We start from the raw sequence: 17,570 nt of genomic DNA on the forward strand, positions 1-17,570 counted from the left end.
TACGAAATATTGAGACATATTACCTGAATTTAAACTTTGAATCGTGAACACCGAAGGCACCCGTAGGGATGAAATTATACATACAGCTACAAAACTTTTTAAAGAAAAGGGCTATAGTGCGGTAACCATGCGCGATTTGGCAACGGCTATGGGCATGAAAGCTGCAAGTTTGTACAATCACATCAATTCCAAGCAAGAAATTCTAAAAGCTATCATCATTTCTTTGGCTGAAGAATTCACGCAAGGTATGGACGCCATAAAAAAATCAGATCAGACAGCTATAGAAAAGTTAAACCTGATTGTTGAGCTCCATGTTGATATTACTACTAAAAATCCTTACGGAATGGCATCCCTTAATAATGATTGGATGCATTTGGAAGCTCAATTGGACTATTATTTAGGGTTGCGGGAACGCTATGAACAAGATTTTGTAGCCATCATCAAAAATGGCATTTCTTCAAATGAAATTGTCGATACAAACCCTGAAGTCGTGATGTTTTCAATACTTTCTACCTTGCGGTCCTTGTATTTGTGGATCCCCAAAAAAGAGGAAATTAACCCAAAGGCCTTAGCTCAAAACTTGAGTGACGTTCTCATCTATGGAATTAACAAATAGTTTACAATAAATTTTGTAAATTTGTATTCTAACTAACAAGTGTTAGTTAGCAGCCTGATGGGTTACCAAAACCTGGCAGGTTGAAATTTGAAGTCATTTTAGCTGTAATGTTTTAGTTTCATAACAGTTTACAATTTTTAACCTACCTGTGTTTGCAGGCACGATTATGGCAGAATTCCACAATCTCAAAGTGGCAGATATTTATAAGGAAACAAAAGATTGCGTAGTCATTGCTTTTGATATTCCTGATAATTTAAAGGAAACGTTCAGATACCGGCAAGGTCAACACTTGACTTTGCGAAAAACAATCAATGGCGAAGACATTAGGCGTAATTACTCGCTGTTTTCAAGTCCGTTGGATGGCGAATGGAAAGTAGCTGTCAAAACCATACGGGACGGTGTGTTTTCAAATTATGTCTTTAACGATTTAAAAAAGGGAGATACTCTTGAAGTCATGGTGCCGCACGGCGAATTTACGGTGGATGTAGATGTTTCAGCACGTAACAATTACATTGCATTTGCTGCAGGAAGTGGTATAACCCCATTGCTATCCATAATTAAGACACACTTACATCAGGAGCCAAACAGTACCTTTAAGTTGTTTTACTTGAACCGAACCGTAAAATCCATTATCTTTAAAGAAGAAATCGAACAGCTTAAAAATGAGTTTTTTGATAGGTTCCAGGTGTTTTATTTTTTAACAAAAGAACAGCGTGACATACCGTTTTTAAACGGACGTTTTGATAAAGAAAAATTGGCAGTGCTGACCAAAACCTTTATCGATGTTCCAGATACGCAACATGCCTTCATTTGCGGGCCGCAGGATATGATTTACTTGATTCGCGATGAGTTGCAAGCTGCAGGAATGCCTAAAGATAATATTCATTTCGAATTGTTTTTTACAGGCAGTTCTGAAGAAGAGAATAAACATATTGCAGAAGTCCTTGAACAAAGAATTGATGGCACGCGTGTGACCATTATTGATGGCGGAAAAGAATTCCATTTCATCATGGATGATGATTTTGATACCATTCTTGATGGTGCCTTGGCTGCGGGAGCCGATTTGCCTTTTGCCTGTAAAGGTGGCGTCTGTAGTACCTGCAAATGTCAAGTCCTAGAAGGCTCGGTAAAAATGAAAAAGAATTACGCGCTCGCCGATAAGGAAGTGGCACAAAATTATGTATTGAGCTGTCAAGCCGTCCCTACAAGCGATAAAGTGGTGGTGGATTTTGACGTATAGCCAAGACCAATCTGCAAGGTTACAATGACAATAGTGTTTTGGGCGTTACCCGCCGCGGCGGGTCGGGCTTTCGGCAGTCGCTCTCTTCGAGGAGCTCCAACAATGCCTCAAATGTGAAGCATTCACGAGATCCAAAATATAAAAGTAAGAGTGAGCGAGTAATCCCTAACGCAGATTATGCCGGAAATTGAATGTAGTTAGAAAGATATGGTTCTTACAGCCTGCAAGGGTTTAGAACTGTATAGGTTGCAAAATAAAAAAATATAAGACGCAAAAATGGCGTTCAATATAATAACTTAAAATCAAAATCCCTTTAAGCACCCTCTCCTTCGGAGTGGGCTAGGGTGAGGCTTATGAGTGAAGAGCAAATAAGAAATTTAGAAAAGCAATTCGAAGAACGTATCGCAAGAGACGAAAAAATCGAACCGAAGGACTGGATGCCAGAAAAGTACCGTCAGACACATATTCGTCAGATGTCACAGCACGCGCATTCAGAAATTGTAGGCATGCTTCCGGAAGGGAATTGGATCACCAGAGCGCCCTCTTTAAGACGGAAAGTGGCTTTATTGGCAAAAGTCCAGGATGAAGCCGGTCATGGTCTGTATCTCTATTCTGCCACAGAAACTTTGGGTATCACACGTGAAGAAATGTATGAACAATTGCATACAGGAAAAGCTAAATACTCGAGTATTTTCAACTATCCAACCGTTACTTGGGCTGATATGGGCGCTATTGGTTGGTTGGTTGATGGTGCAGCCATCATCAATCAAGTGCCATTGTGTAGCACCTCTTTTGGACCTTATGCTAGAGCGATGGTAAGAGTGTGTAAGGAAGAAAGTTTCCATCAGCGTCAAGGTTATGAAATCATGATCAAGTTGGCAAACGGCACCCCAGAACAAAAAGAAATGGCACAAGACGCTTTAAACCGATGGTGGTGGCCAAGTTTAATGATGTTGGGACCAACAGATGCGGAATCTGTGCATACAGAACAATCCATGAAATGGAAATTGAAACGGAAATCCAATGACGAATTACGTCAGCAATTCATTGATCAAACCGTGCCACAAGCCGATTTGATTGGATTGACCATTCCTGATCCCGATTTAAAATGGAATGAAGAACGTGGCAGTTATGACTTTGGAGAAATTGATTGGGATGAGTTTTGGCAAGTGGTCAAAGGTCATGGTCCAATGAACAAAGAGCGTATGAAAGCCAGAGTTGGTGCGTGGGAACGCGGCGCATGGGTTCGTGGTGCCGCTATGGCACACGCAGAAAAGAAAGCCGAAAGAAAGGAAAAAGAAGTAGTATAATAATAACTTGTAATTGAAGATGAAATTGAAGTTCAAAACGAATCAACTTCAATTTTGAGTTCAATTTCAATTTAATCAATATTTATGACAAACGATAAGAATCAAACTCCCCCTCTTTCGGAGGGAGTTGGGGGGAGGCCAAAGAATTGGCCGCTATGGGAAGTCTTCGTAAGAAGTAAAAACGGATTGGAGCATCGTCATTTTGGCAGTTTGCATGCGGCAGATGCCGACATGGCACTTGAGAATGCGCGTGATGTTTACACCCGTAGAAATGAAGGCGTCAGCATTTGGGTTGTAGAATCCAAAAATATCACCGCCTCCAACCCTGAGCACAATGGCGAAATGTTTGAACCAGCAAAAGATAAAGTGTATCGTCATCCAACGTTTTACGAATTGCCGGATGAGGTGAAATATATGTGACGCTTGCGTCATTCCCTCGAAGGAGGGAATCTCATGAACAGCAGCTTAAGTTAAATTAAAGATTGCCACTTCAGCAGAAAATTATTATGAATCAAAACCTATATCAATATATTCTCGGCATCGCCGACAACTCCCTTATCCTCGGTCAACGCATGGGGGAACTCTGCGGTCACGGCCCAAGCTTGGAAACTGACATCGCCTGTACCAATATTTCACTCGATTTATTCGGACAAGTGCGTAGTTATTTCCAATACGCGGCCAAAATAGCAGGTGATGGACGAACGGAAGATGACATTGCCATGCTTCGTAAAGAGCGAGACTATGTGAACGTGCTGTTAGTTGAACAGCCCAACACCGATTTTGCTTATACCATGGCGCGTCACTTTCTATTTGATGTGTATCACTTTTTATTCTTAACAGAGTTGAAAAAAAGTAAAGACATGACCTTAGCTGCAATCGCTACAAAATGTATTAAAGAGGTGAGTTACCATCAACGTTTTTCATCGGATTGGATCAGGCGTTTAGGTGACGGCACCGAAGAAAGTCAGAGGCGGATGCAAACCGCAATCAACGATTTATGGACTTATACTGATGAATTGTTCCACCAAACCGAAGCCGATAAGGCAATGGTTTCAGAAGGTATTGGCGTAGATGTGACCAAATTGAAAGCAGCTTATTACGATAAAGTAAATACGATTTTAGAAGAATCAACCTTGGTCATTCCCGAATCTAAATATTTCCAAAAAGGCGGAAAAATGGGAATCCATACAGAACATATGGGTTTCTTACTGGCGGAATTGCAATATATGCAACGTACTTATCCCAATATGGAATGGTAACCAATTCCTGCGAAGGCAGGAATCTCATAAAAATAAAGCAATAAATTCCTGGGAAAGCAGGAAATCGCAGATTCAGCGAAGCTAATCTTATGAAAATAAAGCAAATTTTTTAGTGACTACAGAAATACAACATATCGATCCAAAATTAATTCCAATCCTGGAAGCAGTTTCCGATCCGGAAATTCCCGTCCTCTCAATTATGGACATGGGAGTCGTGCGTTCTGCCCTCATTGAAAATGATATTGTAAAGGTCCAGATCACGCCGACCTACAGTGGTTGTCCTGCCATGGATGTCATTGGAGACGATATAAAAAAAGCATTAAAAGATGCGGGATACGAGTCGGAAGTAGAATTGATTTTATCCCCAGCCTGGACCACCGATTGGATTACACCAAGAGGCAGAAAAGCTTTAGAAGATTATGGCATCGCAGCACCCTTAGGCGTGGAAGCGGACAAAGATGTTTTACTACACGGTAAACGATTGGTTAAATGTCCACAATGTGGTTCAACTCATACAAGAATGGTGAGCCAGTTTGGTTCAACAGCATGTAAAGCACAGTTTCAGTGCGATGACTGCTTGGAGCCCTTTGATTATTTTAAATGTTTAAAGTAGAATAAATTAACCTGCAGGTTTTCAAGACCTGGCAGGTTTATATATAGATAATAAAATGAACGAAAGTATCTTACTTAAGATTGAGAATAAAGTAGCGTATATCACGCTCAACCGCCCAGAAGTATTCAATAGTTTTAATCGCGAAATGGCGTTACGCTTACAGGACACACTTGATGCTTGTGAAAAAAATGATGCTGTTCGAGCCATCGTTTTGACCGGTAACGGAAAAGCATTTTGTGCGGGTCAAGATTTGAAAGAAGTGACTTCGCCAGAATTAAATCCAGGTTTTAAGAAGATCTTGGAAGAACATTATAATCCTATAATCACAAGAATCCGTGCGATCAAAAAACCAATTATTGGTGCCATCAACGGGGTAGCTGCTGGAGCGGGAGCAAATATTGCTTTGGCTTGCGATATTGTAGTAGCTCATGAAAAAGTCAGTTTTATTCAAGCTTTTAGCCTTATCGGATTGGTGCCTGACAGTGCCGGGACTTTCTTTTTGCCAAGACTTATCGGATTTCAAAAAGCATTGGCATTGGCTATGCTTGGCGATAAAGTTTCTGCAGAAGAAGCTGAAAAAATGGGAATGCTCTATAAAGTTCTGCCTTTGGAAAGTTTTGAAGAAGATGTCAATCAACTGGCCTTGAAACTTGCTAACATGCCAACAAAAGCTTTAGGAATGATCAAGGAGTTATTCAATCAATCGATGGCCAACGATTTGGAAGCTCAATTAGCGTTGGAATCTAAGTTTCAAATTGAAGCTGCACAAACCGACGATTATGCGGAAGGTGTTGCAGCATTTGTTGAAAAAAGAAAACCGAATTTTAAAGGTAAATAAAGAAATCGTCCAACCTGCAAGGTTTCCAAAACCTTGTAGGTTTAAAAATTAGATATGAAAATAGGAATTATCGGTTCTGGAACCATGGGAAGCGGCATCGCACAAGTAGCCGCAACATCGGGCTGTAAGGTGAAATTGTACGATACCAATCAATCTGCATTGGAAAAGGCAAAAGCAGCTTTGAATAAAATATTGTCACGATTGATTGAAAAAGAGCGCATTGATGTTGACGAAAAATCCCGAATTCAAAATAACATTTCCTACGTTAATACTTTAAAAGACCTATCAGACTCCGATTTAACCATTGAAGCCATTGTTGAAGACCTGGACATTAAGAAAAAAGTGTTTTCAGAATTGGAATCTTATGTCTCAGAAGACTGTATTATAGCCTCAAACACCTCAAGTCTATCTATTGCGTCGATTGCAGCCGCATTAAAAAAACCTGAACGTTGTATTGGTATCCATTTTTTCAATCCAGCCCCATTGATGCAATTGGTAGAGGTAATTCCGGCCATTCAAACCTCAAAAGACGTTTTAGAGAAATCAAAGAAAATTATTTCCGATTGGAAAAAAGTCGTTGCCGTTGCAAAAGACACTCCCGGATTTATTGTCAATCGGGTGGCAAGACCCTTTTATGGTGAGGCTTTAAGAATATATGAAGAAGGAATTGCTGATTTTATAACCATAGATGAAAGTCTAAAAACTTTAGGAGGTTTCAAAATGGGACCTTTCGAATTAATGGACTTTATTGGGAATGACGTTAATTATACAGTAACCGAAACAGTCTTTACTGCCTTTTATTTCGATCCGAGATACAAGCCAGCCTTTACTCAAAAACGTTTTGCAGAAGCCGGCTATTTAGGAAGAAAATCTGGAAGAGGTTATTATCATTACGATGAAAATGGTAGGATGCTTATTCCGACTGAGTCAAAGAAATCACTCGACGGAAAATTGGCTCAACAAATTTTCGATCGTATCCTGGTAATGCTCATTAACGAAGCCGCAGATGCGTTATTCATGAACATTGCTTCTGCAGAAGATATTGATAATGCGATGACCAAAGGGGTTAACTACCCAAAAGGCTTATTGGCGTGGGCAGACGAAAAAGGAATCGATTGGTGCGTTTCAAAAATGGATGAATTATATAATGAATATCATGAGGATAGGTATCGGTGTAGTCCGCTGTTGAGGAGAAAGGGAACTAATGGTTTGAGGTTTGAGGTTGAGGAAACGGAGGGCAGAACATTCTTTTCTTAGAATTATTGAGGTATTAGGCATTTGGTATTAGTATGAAGTGTGCATTTCATTTTAAGTTTGAAGATTTACAAGTTTATCAGAAAGCGATGGACTTTGGGGAAGTCATAGATGTGATAGTCAAAAAGTTTCCAGCATATGAATTGTATGCATTATCATCTCAGTTCAGAAGAGCAGCTGATTCAATTGCTTTGAATATAGCAGAAGGTTATCCTGGTTCTGACGCACAATTTGTTAAGTATATAAATTATGCTATTTATAGCGCAAATGAGTGTGTTAGTTGCAGTACAAAAGCCAGAAGAAGACTATATATTAATTTTGATGAAGATGAAGAAAATAGAAATTTGATTTCAGAATGGACAAAAATGATGTCTTCTTTAAGAAAGAAGATTTTAGAAAGAAAAGCAAAATAACTAATCCCTAATTCAAAATACCTAATGCCAATAAACGGAAACCTCATTCCTTACAAAATGCTCTCACTCGATGCTTACAGCACTTGGCTCGGCATTGAAATTTTAGAATGTGAAATTGGTCGTTGCAAAGTTGGGATGACTATTAGAAAAGAAATGCTTAACAGTATGGGGAAAGCCCATGGCGGCATCAGTTATTCATTGGCAGACACCGCTTTCGGATTTGCAGCTAATACGCATGGTAAATACGCAGTTTCCATTGAAACGAGTATCAATCATATTGAAGCATTAAATGAGGGTGATTATATAGTGGCGGAATCAGTTATTGAAAGTGTCAAAAACAAATTAGGATTTAATATCATCGAGGTTAGAAGAGGCGATGAATTGGTTGCACTTTTCAAAGGTGTGGTGTACAGAACCAATAAAGATTGGGAAGAATAACAAAGAATGTTTTAAATTTAATAACTAATAATTTTAAACAACAAAACATATGAAATGGAAAGGTAGAAGACAAAGTGGCAATTTGGAAGACCGCAGAGGTATGTCCAATAAAGGCAAATTGGCTGCGGGAGGCGGCTTAGTAGCGGTTGTAGTAGTTTTACTTCAGCTCTTTGGAGGTGAAACCGGGCAAGTGTTGGCTCCAATTTTAGATCAAGTCAATCAATCTCAATCTGTATCAGAACCCGGCGAGCAAAGAGAATTAACTGCAGAGGAGAAAGAAATGGGGGACTTTGCTGCAACACTTTTAGCAGATACAGAAGATGTATGGAACCAAATTTTTAGAGAGAATAATCTTGGCGATTATAAAGAACCAGGAATGGTATTGTTTACAGATGCGGTGAGAAGTGGCTGTGGGAATGCGAGCTCTGCGTCGGGACCATTTTACTGTCCTGCTGATCACAAACTATATATGGATTTGGTGTTTTTTGATCAATTAAAAACGCGATTTGGAGCAAAAGGTGGCGATTTTGCCATAGCTTATGTCACGGCTCACGAAGTTGGTCACCATATTCAAACCTTGCTCGGCACTTCTCAGAAAGTGAGGCAAATGCAACAACAATCCAGTGCTGCCCAAGCTAATCAACTTTCTGTAGCACAAGAACTTCAAGCCGATTTCTATGCGGGTGTGTGGGCGCACCATAATAAAGAATATTTGGAAGAAGGTGATATAGAAGAAGCCTTAAGCGCTGCCAATGCAGTAGGTGATGATGCCATTCAAAAACGAACGCAAGGTAGTGTCCAACCAGATAGTTTTACACACGGCACTTCTGAGCAACGCATGCACTGGTTCATGAAAGGTTATAAAACTGGCGATATAAGACAAGGCGATACGTTTTCGGAAATATTGAATTGAAAAAGAGTAACAAGTTAACCTACAAGGTTTTTAAAACCTTGTAGGGTTGGAAATTAAAAATAAAAAAGAGATTCCCGCTTTCGCGGGAATAACGAAAGCTCATGAAAGAAGCATATATCATAGACGGAATCAGAACGCCAATAGGAAGTTATCAAGGCACTTTATCTACAGTAAGAACTGACGATTTAGCGGCTTTGGTCATAGAAGAGATTATCAAACGAAATCCAAGCATCCCAAAAGACGCCTACGACGATGTCATTTTAGGCTGTGCCAATCAAGCTGGAGAAGACAACCGAAATGTGGCGCGTATGGCTTCATTATTGGCAGGCTTACCTTTTACCGTTCCGGGTGAAACGATCAACCGCTTATGCAGCTCAGGATTATCCGCAATTATACACGCCAATCGTGCCATAAAAGCTGGTGATGGGGATGTGTTTATTGCTGGAGGCGTCGAGCACATGACCCGAGGACCCTATGTAGTAGCCAAACCATCCAGTGCTTTTGGAACCGATGCTAAAATGTACGATTCCAGTTTTGGTTGGCGATTTGTCAATCCGAAAATGCAAAAATTATATGGAACCGACGGCATGGGTCAAACTGCTGAAAACCTTGTTGAGAAATATAAGATCTCTCGAGAAGATCAAGATAAGTATGCTTATTGGAGCCAGATGAAGGCTGCCAAAGCACAAGAAAATGGACGTTTGGGGAAGGAGATTATGACGGTAGAAATTCCACAACGAAAGAAAGATCCCATACAATTTTCAAAAGATGAATTTGTTAAACCTAATACGTCTTTAGAAGTTTTAGGAAAATTACGTGGTGCATTCAAAGCTGAAGGCGGAAGTGTCACCGCCGGGAATTCATCAGGACTTAACGATGGAGCCGCCGCAACGATTATCGCGTCTGAAGCAGCCGTGAAAAAGTACAATTTAAAACCCTTAGCGCGCATCGTAAGCTCAGCAGTAGTTGGCGTCGAACCAAGAATCATGGGTATCGGCCCAGTGGAAGCCTCCAATAAAGCATTGGAAAAAGCAGGTTTGACCATGGACGATATGGACATTATCGAGCTTAACGAAGCTTTTGCAGCACAGGCATTGGCGTGTACAAGAGCTTGGGGATTGGCAGATGACGACCCAAGGTTAAACCCTAACGGTGGGGCCATTGCCATTGGTCATCCACTCGGCGTCACAGGAACTCGGGTGGCGTATTCTGCTGCGTTGGAGTTGAAAGAATCAGGGAAAAGATATGCCTTGATTACAATGTGTATTGGCGTTGGTCAAGGGTATGCCGCAATAATTGAAAATGGAAATTTGTAGTATTTGGACGTTCCCCGAAAAGGGTCGCGCTTTTACTACTCGCTTCCCACCGAAAGGGTGGGAGAGCTCAAACAGACCGTTCAAATGCTGAGCATGCAGGATTTCTTAATTATCAAATAAGTATGGTTGAGTAATCGCTAACGCAGTGAAGCACAATAAAAGAAGGTTGTTGAACTAATATTAGTGTAAAGAATTTAATAATAAGATTCCCGCTTTTGTGGGCATTACTATGAAAAAAATACAGAATTACGTCACAGGACAATGGATAGAGGGTAAAGGCGAAGGCACCCCTGTATTTGATGCCATTACGGGTGAAGTCGTTGCGCTTTCAGATACTAAAGGTTTGGATTTTGCTGAAATTCTTCACTATGGGAGAACCAAAGGAGGCGAAGTACTTCGTAAAATGACCTTCCAAGAACGTGGGAATATGTTAAAAAGTCTTGCGTTATATCTTACCAAAAGAAAGGAAGCGTTTTACGAGCTCAGTTATAGAACCGGCGCAACCAGAATGGATAGTTGGATTGATATTGAAGGCGGGTTTGGTAATCTCTTTGCCAATGCGTCCTTAAGAAAATTATTCCCTAACCAGTCCTATCACGTAGAAGGAGAGCCTATTGATTTGTCTCGTGGCGGACGGTTTATGGCACATCATATTATGGTGCCAAAACGTGGCGTGGCTGTTCACATCAACGCCTTTAATTTCCCCGTTTGGGGTATGCTGGAAAAATGCGCGTCCAATTGGATGGCAGGCGTTCCAGCAGTAGTTAAACCTGCAACAAATGGCGCTTTTTTAACCGAAGCCGTGGTGCGCGAAATTATAGCATCAGGCATTTTACCGGAAGGTGCTTTACAAGTAATTACAGGATCAGCACGAACCATTTTAGATTCGGTCACATCTCAAGATGTGGTAACTTTTACAGGATCTGCTACAACTGGTCGATTGTTAAAATCGCATAAGCGCATCATTGAAGAATCTGTGCCATTTAATATGGAAGCCGATTCTTTGAACGCTTCTGTTTTAGGTGAAGATGCTGTTCCTGGAACACCGGAATTTGATTTGTTTATCAAAGAAGTCAGAAATGAAATGACGGTCAAATGCGGACAGAAATGTACGGCAATCCGTAGAATTATTGTGCCGCACGATTTGGTTGAAGATGTTCAAATTGCTTTAGGAAAAGCCCTGGACAAAGTTACTATTGGCGATCCCAGACTTAAAGAAGTGAGAATGGGTGCTTTGATAAGCAGGGATCAAGTTACAGAAGTTAAAGACCGTGTTCAGGAATTGGCTAAAACCGCCAGCATTGTTTATGGCGATTTGGATAAAATTGAAACCATTGGTGCCGATGCCAAAAAGGGAGCGTTCTTAAGTCCGATTGTGCTACGTGAAGACAATCCATTTGAAAATTTATCGGTGCACGAAACCGAAGCTTTTGGTCCAGTAAGCACCATCATGCCTTATAAAAATATTGAAGAAGCCATTACCTTGGCGCAAATGGGAAAAGGATCCTTAGTGTCTTCTATTGCAACATTTGATGATAAAATAGCCAAAGAATATGTGATTAATGCGGCAAGCCATCACGGACGGATTTTAGTGATCAATCGTGAAATGGCCAAGGAAAGCACTGGTCATGGGTCGCCACTGCCTAATTTAGTACATGGCGGTCCAGGGCGTGCAGGAGGCGGCGAAGAAATGGGAGGCCTTAGAGGGATCAAGCATTATTTGCAACGAACGGCAATCCAAGGGTCACCCACAACATTGACAGAGATTACCGGAATTTATCAAGCCAACGCAAAATATAAAGAAGCTGACCAACATCCATTCAAATATCATTGGGAAGACATTCAGCCAGGTATGTCGTTAAAGACGCATAAACGAACTCTTACAGATACGGATATTATCAATTTTTCGAATCTTACTTGGGATCACTTTTACGCGCATACAGATATCACTTCCTTAGACGGGAGCATTTTTGAAAAACGAACGGCTCATGGGTATTTTATCATCGCAGCCGCCGCAGGATTGTTCGTCTATCCAAATAAAGGGCCGGTAGCGGCTAATTATGGATTGGAGGACTGTCGATTTTTACGCCCACTATATCATAACGATACCATATACGTACGATTGACCTGTAAGCAAAAAGTGGATAGAGATGTCGCTTCCGCAGAACATCCAAGTGGCATTGTCAAATGGTTTGTTGAGGTATTCGATGCGGAAGATGAATTGGTAGCAGTGGCGACAATTTTAACCATGGTTCAAAAGAAACAAGAAGTTTTTGTCGAAATGACCGATGATAAAATTCAAGAACTTCTTTCAAAGTTAACTCCAGACATGAAACCGAAGTGGGGCATCATGACCCCACAGCACATGTTGGAGCATTTGGAATACACCTATAAAATCGCGTCAGGTGAAATTCAAGATTTTGAAGTTGCTACACCTGAAAAGATAGTAGAAAAGGTTCATGCGAGTCTTTATACCTATGATAAGTTTCCAAGAAACACCAATTTCCCATTGCTTGAAAAAGATAAATTGGAAGCTTTAAAATATCCAGACTTAGAGACAGCGAAACAAAAGTTTCAAGAACAAAGAGAAAAGTACTTGGAGTTTTTCAAAGAGCATCCAGAAGCAAAATTGAAAAATTTGGTTTTTGGGGAATTGAACAAATATGAATCTTATTTGTTAGAAAGAAAACACCTTAACCATCACTTTGAACAGTTTGGATTAATTTAAAAAATGAATGACTCAACCTGCAAGGATTTCAAAACCTTGTAGGTTTGAAAATAGCTTATTTATAAACTCTTTAGGTAAAACCTGAAAGGTCTCAATCATAAAACATCATTCAAGAATCAAAACAGTCTTGATTCTTGATTCTAAAAATCTTGATTCTAATATATGGAGCCATACGTAAAACTAAAAAACAAAAACGGAGTAGGATATATTGAATTTTTTCATCCTGCCCAAAATTCCTTACCAGGACATCTTTTGTCAGAATTGGCAAGGACCATTTATTCTGCAGGGGAAGATGAGAATGTTAAAGTTATCGTGCTACAAAGCGGGGGCGATAGAACATTCTGTGCGGGCGCAAGTTTCAACGAACTTGTAGATATCAACGATGAGGAAACTGGGAAGATATTCTTTTCGGGATTTGCAAACGTCATCAATGCCATGCGTAAATGTCCAAAATTCATCATCGGACGTATTCAGGGTAAAACTGTGGGAGGAGGTGTTGGACTCGCATCTGCTACCGATTATTGTATGGCAGCCAAATATGCTGAAATTAAACTAAGTGAATTAAATGTTGGCATCGGTCCCTTTGTGGTGGGACCCGCAGTTCAACGCAAATTAGGATTGAGTGGGATGTCACAGATAGCCATGGACGCGAATAATTTTTATACGGCAGAATGGGCGAGGCAAAAAGGATTATATACCCAAGTATTCGATACCGTTGAAGAACTGGATGAGGCGGTAAAAACATTCGCAGAAAACATGTGCAATTACAACCCCAAAGCCATGTCCGAAATGAAAACCATGTTTTGGAGAGGTACTGAAGATTGGGACCAACTGTTGCTACAACGTGCAAAAATTAGTGGACGATTGGTGCTTTCGGAGTTTACTAAGGAGAAACTCAAAGAATATAAATAATTAACGAATTAAGATTAACGATTGTTGATTTTAGAAGTTCAAAAATCAACAATCTTCAATAAAAGATCACAATGATTTATTCTTTCCAAGGTTACACCCCCGTCGTTCACGAAAGCAGTTTTGTACACCCATTAGCAGCAGTTACAGGTAATGTGATTATAGGTAAAAACTGTTATATCGGTCCAGGTGCTGCCATTCGAGGCGATTGGGGACAGATTATTCTTGAGGACGGTGTCAACGTTCAAGAAAATTGTACGGTACACATGTTTCCGGGTAAATCCATCACCTTAAAAGAGAGCGCTCACGTTGGGCATGGCGCCATAATTCACGGTGCCAATTTGGGTAGAAATTGTCTCATTGGAATGAATTCGGTAATTATGGATGATGCTGAAATTGGCGATGAAAGTATCGTTGGTGCCATGAGTTTTATAAAAGCAGAAACCATCATTCCGAAACGCAGCTTGGTAGTTGGAAATCCGGCAAAAGTAATTAAACAAGTTAGCGATGAAATGATCGCCTGGAAGACGAAAGGGACTCAACTTTATCAGCAATTACCCGCCGATTGCCATGAGAGTTTAAGAGCGGTGGAACCATTAAGAGAGGTTCCCCAAAACATGAAAATGCAGGAAGATGTTTATAAAACACTTCGTGAATTTATGAAGAAATAGCTAAAAAAGATTTAAGATCGTGAAGTTTGACCTGCGAAATTTAAAAATCCTTGAAGGTTTGAAAATAAGATAAAATGAGTAAAGAAAAGAAATTCCCACTTTCGTGGGAATTAAGGATGCCCAAAATGGGCGAAAGCATTACAGAAGGAACCATCATCAGTTGGCTCATTAATGAAGGAGACAGCTTTGAAGAAGGCGACATCATTTTAGAGGTGGCTACTGATAAGGTCGATAATGAAGTCCCAGCACCTCAATCAGGAAAACTGATACAAGCCCTATTTCAGGCAAAGGATGTGGTTCCTGTTGGTGAAATTATTGCAATTTTTGAGGCTTCGGAAGACATAACTTCTGATAAGAAAGATGTTGTTCCTTCTCAATCTGAAGTTTCTGAAGAGAAAACAATTCATAAGGCAAAAAAATCAGAAGATAGAAAAGCTTCATCAAGACCAATTATTCCAAGTTCGTCTTCGATTTCATTTTCAACTTCAAATGCTTTTTTCTCCCCGCTAATTCAAAAAATAGCAAAAGAACAACACATCAGTTATGAAGAATTGGCGAGAATCCCTGCCACTGGACATGAGGGAAGATTGCGAAAAAGTGATGTCTTCAATTATATAGAAGAGGGAAGACCCTATAAGTTTGCACAACCTCTAACGCAAGATCCTTCTGCTTACCGAATTCCGCAATTGAACTTCGATAAAGGAAAAGGTAAAATCGTAAAAATGGACCGGATGCGCCAAATGATTGCTGATCATATGGTCTATTCGAAACACACGTCGCCTCACGTCACTGCTTATGTGGAAGCCGATATGACCAATATGGTCAATTGGCGGAATGCCAATAAGGAAGCTTTTCTGAAAAAATATGGCGAACGTTTAACTTTCACCCCATTATTTGTAGAAGCCGTCGCCAAAGCGGTCAAGGATTTTCCAAACATCAATGCTTCCGTGGATGGTAGTGACATCATCGTGAAAGAAGATATCAATATAGGAATGGCAACGGCATTGCCGAGTGGGAATTTGATCGTTCCCGTGGTGAAGAATGCGGATACCAAAGATTTAAAAACTTTAGCAGCAAACGTCAATGACATGGCCAATAAAGCCAGAGAAAATAAATTGGGAGGTGACGACATCAAAGGCAGCACCTTTACTATTTCCAACGTTGGAACTTTCGGTAGTGTGATGGGAACACCCATCATCAATCAGCCAGAAGTTGCCATTTTGGCTTTGGGAATCATCAAAAAAAGAGCGGAAGTCATTGAAACTGAAAGCGGGGATGAAATTGCAATCAGAAGCATGATGTATTTGTCTCTGTCCTTTGACCATCGTGTGGTGGATGGTTTTTTAGGGGGCAGTTTTGTGCGTCGCGTTGCGGATTATTTCGAGCAGTTTGATGTTAATAGAGAAGTATAGATATGGTCTAATCCAAAATCGTCCACCAAACCTTTCAGGTTTCCAAAGCGATATAGTGAAAAACATAGTAAGAATGCAGGCCTCACAGATTTAATTCCGACGCTTCGGTACTGTAAGGACTCAACATAAATTATAGAATTCGTGTCAAAAAACATAAGTAAAGACCTATTAAAAAAAGCTTTTACAAACCTTTGTACCGCGAAGGCGATGTCAGAATTGTACGAAGCTAATTTCAAGCAAGTTTCCAAATACGTACACGCCACTTCACGAGGCCATGAAGCCATTCAAATAGCTCTCGGCATGCAATTGTTGCCACAAGATTATGCGTTTCCCTATTACCGGGATGACGCTATGTTGCTCGCTTTCGGATTGAAACCATACGAGTTGATGTTGCAACTGTTGGCTAAAAAAGACGATCCATTTTCAGGAGGTCGTACCTATTACGCACATCCCAGTTTAAGGGATATTGATAAACCAAAAATCCCCCACCAATCGTCGGCTACGGGAATGCAAGCCATTCCTGCTACTGGCGTTGCCATGGGCTTTAAATATCGCGAAAGCGGTACACTGTTTAAGGAAGAAAATGAATCAACCACAACCTTACATCCTTCGGGCGATAAATCTTCTAGCGGTTATAATGCTTCAGTACATTCAGAATATTCTCGTCTTCATGGGACGGCCCCAATTGTTGTTTGTTCTTTGGGCGACGCTTCCGTAACTGAAGGTGAAGTTTCAGAAGCTTTTCAAATGGCTGTATTGAAAAAGTTACCCATCTTATATCTGATACAAGATAACGAATGGGATATTTCTGCCAATGCAGCAGAAATCAGGGCACAAGATGCCTTTGAATATGCTAAAGGATTTAAAGGTTTAGAAGCCATAACAATTGATGGCGCGAATTTTATGGAGAGTTATGAAGCCCTTGGAGAAGTCATTACAACCATTCGCAAAGAACGACGGCCATTTTTGGTGCATGCCAAAGTGCCTTTATTGAATCATCATACCTCGGGTGTCCGGATGGAATGGTATCGTGATGATTTGGAAGAATCTAGGTCCAGAGATCCTTATCCTGTTTTGAAACAGCAATTGTTGGATCGTGGGTTTACAGAACATGAATTAGAAGCCATAGAAAATAAATGCCGTACGATTGTAGAGACCGATTACAATCTCGCTCTACAAGCCGAAGATCCCAAGCCAGAGGATTTATTTACGCACGATTTTGCACCCACTTCAATTACCGAAGAAAAAGGCGAACGTTCTCCACAGGGTGCGGAGAAAGTTGTTATGGTCGATTGCGCCCTGTTTGCTGTGGAAGAATTGATGAGAAAGCATAAAGAATGCCTGTTATATGGACAAGACGTCGGAGCGCGGCTTGGAGGGGTATTTAGAGAGGCGGCAACCTTAGCTCAAAAATTTGGCGATGATCGGGTTTTCAATACACCAATTCAAGAAGCATTTATAGTAGGATCCACCGTTGGAATGAGTGCTGTGGGATTAAAACCAATTGTTGAGGTTCAATTTGCTGATTATATCTGGCCAGGATTGAATCAATTATTTACTGAAGTAAGTCGAAGTTGCTACTTATCCAATGGAAAATGGCCTGTGAGCATGATACTGCGCGTACCGATTGGTGCTTATGG

The 17,570-nt window shown here is 40.5% G+C and carries 17 protein-coding genes; all 17 read left to right on the forward strand.

The features are described 5' to 3' along the window. Window positions 1-43 precede the first annotated feature (43 nt). On the forward strand, window positions 44-616 hold the full coding sequence (locus VLZ86_RS15825; RefSeq protein ID WP_325453177.1) for a TetR/AcrR family transcriptional regulator: 573 nt from the start codon (window positions 44-46) through the stop codon (window positions 614-616). Between the two features lie 166 nt (window positions 617-782). Next, window positions 783-1,856: a 1,2-phenylacetyl-CoA epoxidase subunit PaaE gene (gene paaE / locus VLZ86_RS15830; RefSeq protein ID WP_325453179.1), complete on the forward strand. Its 1,074-nt coding sequence runs from the start codon at window positions 783-785 to the stop codon at window positions 1,854-1,856. A gap of 353 nt (window positions 1,857-2,209) precedes the next feature. Continuing rightward, the gene (paaA, locus tag VLZ86_RS15835; RefSeq protein WP_325453181.1) at window positions 2,210-3,166 is read left to right on the forward strand and encodes a 1,2-phenylacetyl-CoA epoxidase subunit PaaA; all 957 of its coding nucleotides are present in this window, start codon (window positions 2,210-2,212) and stop codon (window positions 3,164-3,166) included. A gap of 84 nt (window positions 3,167-3,250) precedes the next feature. Further along, on the forward strand, window positions 3,251-3,586 hold the full coding sequence (gene paaB / locus VLZ86_RS15840; RefSeq protein ID WP_325453183.1) for a 1,2-phenylacetyl-CoA epoxidase subunit PaaB: 336 nt from the start codon (window positions 3,251-3,253) through the stop codon (window positions 3,584-3,586). Window positions 3,587-3,672: 86 nt separating this feature from the next. After that, window positions 3,673-4,425 carry a 1,2-phenylacetyl-CoA epoxidase subunit PaaC gene (gene paaC, locus VLZ86_RS15845; RefSeq protein ID WP_414652568.1) on the forward strand — a complete coding sequence of 251 codons (753 nt, stop codon included), beginning with the start codon at window positions 3,673-3,675 and terminating at the stop codon, window positions 4,423-4,425. A 112-nt stretch (window positions 4,426-4,537) separates the two neighbouring features. Further along, on the forward strand, window positions 4,538-5,038 hold the full coding sequence (paaD, locus tag VLZ86_RS15850) for a 1,2-phenylacetyl-CoA epoxidase subunit PaaD (RefSeq protein WP_325453185.1): 501 nt from the start codon (window positions 4,538-4,540) through the stop codon (window positions 5,036-5,038). Between the two features lie 55 nt (window positions 5,039-5,093). After that, window positions 5,094-5,876 carry an enoyl-CoA hydratase-related protein gene (locus VLZ86_RS15855; protein ID WP_325453187.1) on the forward strand — a complete coding sequence of 261 codons (783 nt, stop codon included), beginning with the start codon at window positions 5,094-5,096 and terminating at the stop codon, window positions 5,874-5,876. Window positions 5,877-5,930: 54 nt separating this feature from the next. Next, window positions 5,931-7,133 (forward strand): 3-hydroxyacyl-CoA dehydrogenase NAD-binding domain-containing protein, encoded by a 1,203-nt coding sequence (locus VLZ86_RS15860; RefSeq protein WP_325453189.1) that lies wholly within the window; start codon window positions 5,931-5,933, stop codon window positions 7,131-7,133. Window positions 7,134-7,165: 32 nt separating this feature from the next. Then, window positions 7,166-7,543 carry a four helix bundle protein gene (locus tag VLZ86_RS15865; RefSeq protein ID WP_325453191.1) on the forward strand — a complete coding sequence of 126 codons (378 nt, stop codon included), beginning with the start codon at window positions 7,166-7,168 and terminating at the stop codon, window positions 7,541-7,543. A 24-nt stretch (window positions 7,544-7,567) separates the two neighbouring features. Beyond that, complete coding sequence (locus tag VLZ86_RS15870; protein ID WP_325453193.1) at window positions 7,568-7,981, forward strand: hotdog fold thioesterase; 414 nt, start codon at window positions 7,568-7,570, stop codon at window positions 7,979-7,981. A gap of 49 nt (window positions 7,982-8,030) precedes the next feature. Then, window positions 8,031-8,894: a KPN_02809 family neutral zinc metallopeptidase gene (ypfJ, locus tag VLZ86_RS15875; RefSeq protein ID WP_325453195.1), complete on the forward strand. Its 864-nt coding sequence runs from the start codon at window positions 8,031-8,033 to the stop codon at window positions 8,892-8,894. 101 nt (window positions 8,895-8,995) lie between these two features. Further along, window positions 8,996-10,210 (forward strand): 3-oxoadipyl-CoA thiolase, encoded by a 1,215-nt coding sequence (pcaF, locus tag VLZ86_RS15880; RefSeq protein WP_325453196.1) that lies wholly within the window; start codon window positions 8,996-8,998, stop codon window positions 10,208-10,210. A gap of 229 nt (window positions 10,211-10,439) precedes the next feature. Continuing rightward, complete coding sequence (paaZ, locus tag VLZ86_RS15885) at window positions 10,440-12,938, forward strand: phenylacetic acid degradation bifunctional protein PaaZ (protein WP_325453198.1); 2,499 nt, start codon at window positions 10,440-10,442, stop codon at window positions 12,936-12,938. Window positions 12,939-13,100: 162 nt separating this feature from the next. After that, entirely contained in the window at window positions 13,101-13,850 is a 750-nt protein-coding gene (locus tag VLZ86_RS15890; RefSeq protein ID WP_325453200.1) for an enoyl-CoA hydratase/isomerase family protein, read from the forward strand. Window positions 13,851-13,921: 71 nt separating this feature from the next. Then, a complete protein-coding gene (locus VLZ86_RS15895; protein WP_325453202.1) occupies window positions 13,922-14,518 on the forward strand; it encodes a transferase hexapeptide repeat family protein in 597 nt (198 codons plus the stop codon). A gap of 74 nt (window positions 14,519-14,592) precedes the next feature. Then, a complete protein-coding gene (locus VLZ86_RS15900; protein ID WP_325453204.1) occupies window positions 14,593-15,930 on the forward strand; it encodes a dihydrolipoamide acetyltransferase family protein in 1,338 nt (445 codons plus the stop codon). A gap of 207 nt (window positions 15,931-16,137) precedes the next feature. Further along, window positions 16,138-17,570: thiamine pyrophosphate-dependent enzyme (locus tag VLZ86_RS15905; RefSeq protein ID WP_325453209.1), on the forward strand; the 1,433-nt coding region annotated here is incomplete at its 3' end.

Source organism: Gelidibacter sp. (genome assembly GCF_035515035.1).
Classification (GTDB): domain Bacteria; phylum Bacteroidota; class Bacteroidia; order Flavobacteriales; family Flavobacteriaceae; genus Gelidibacter.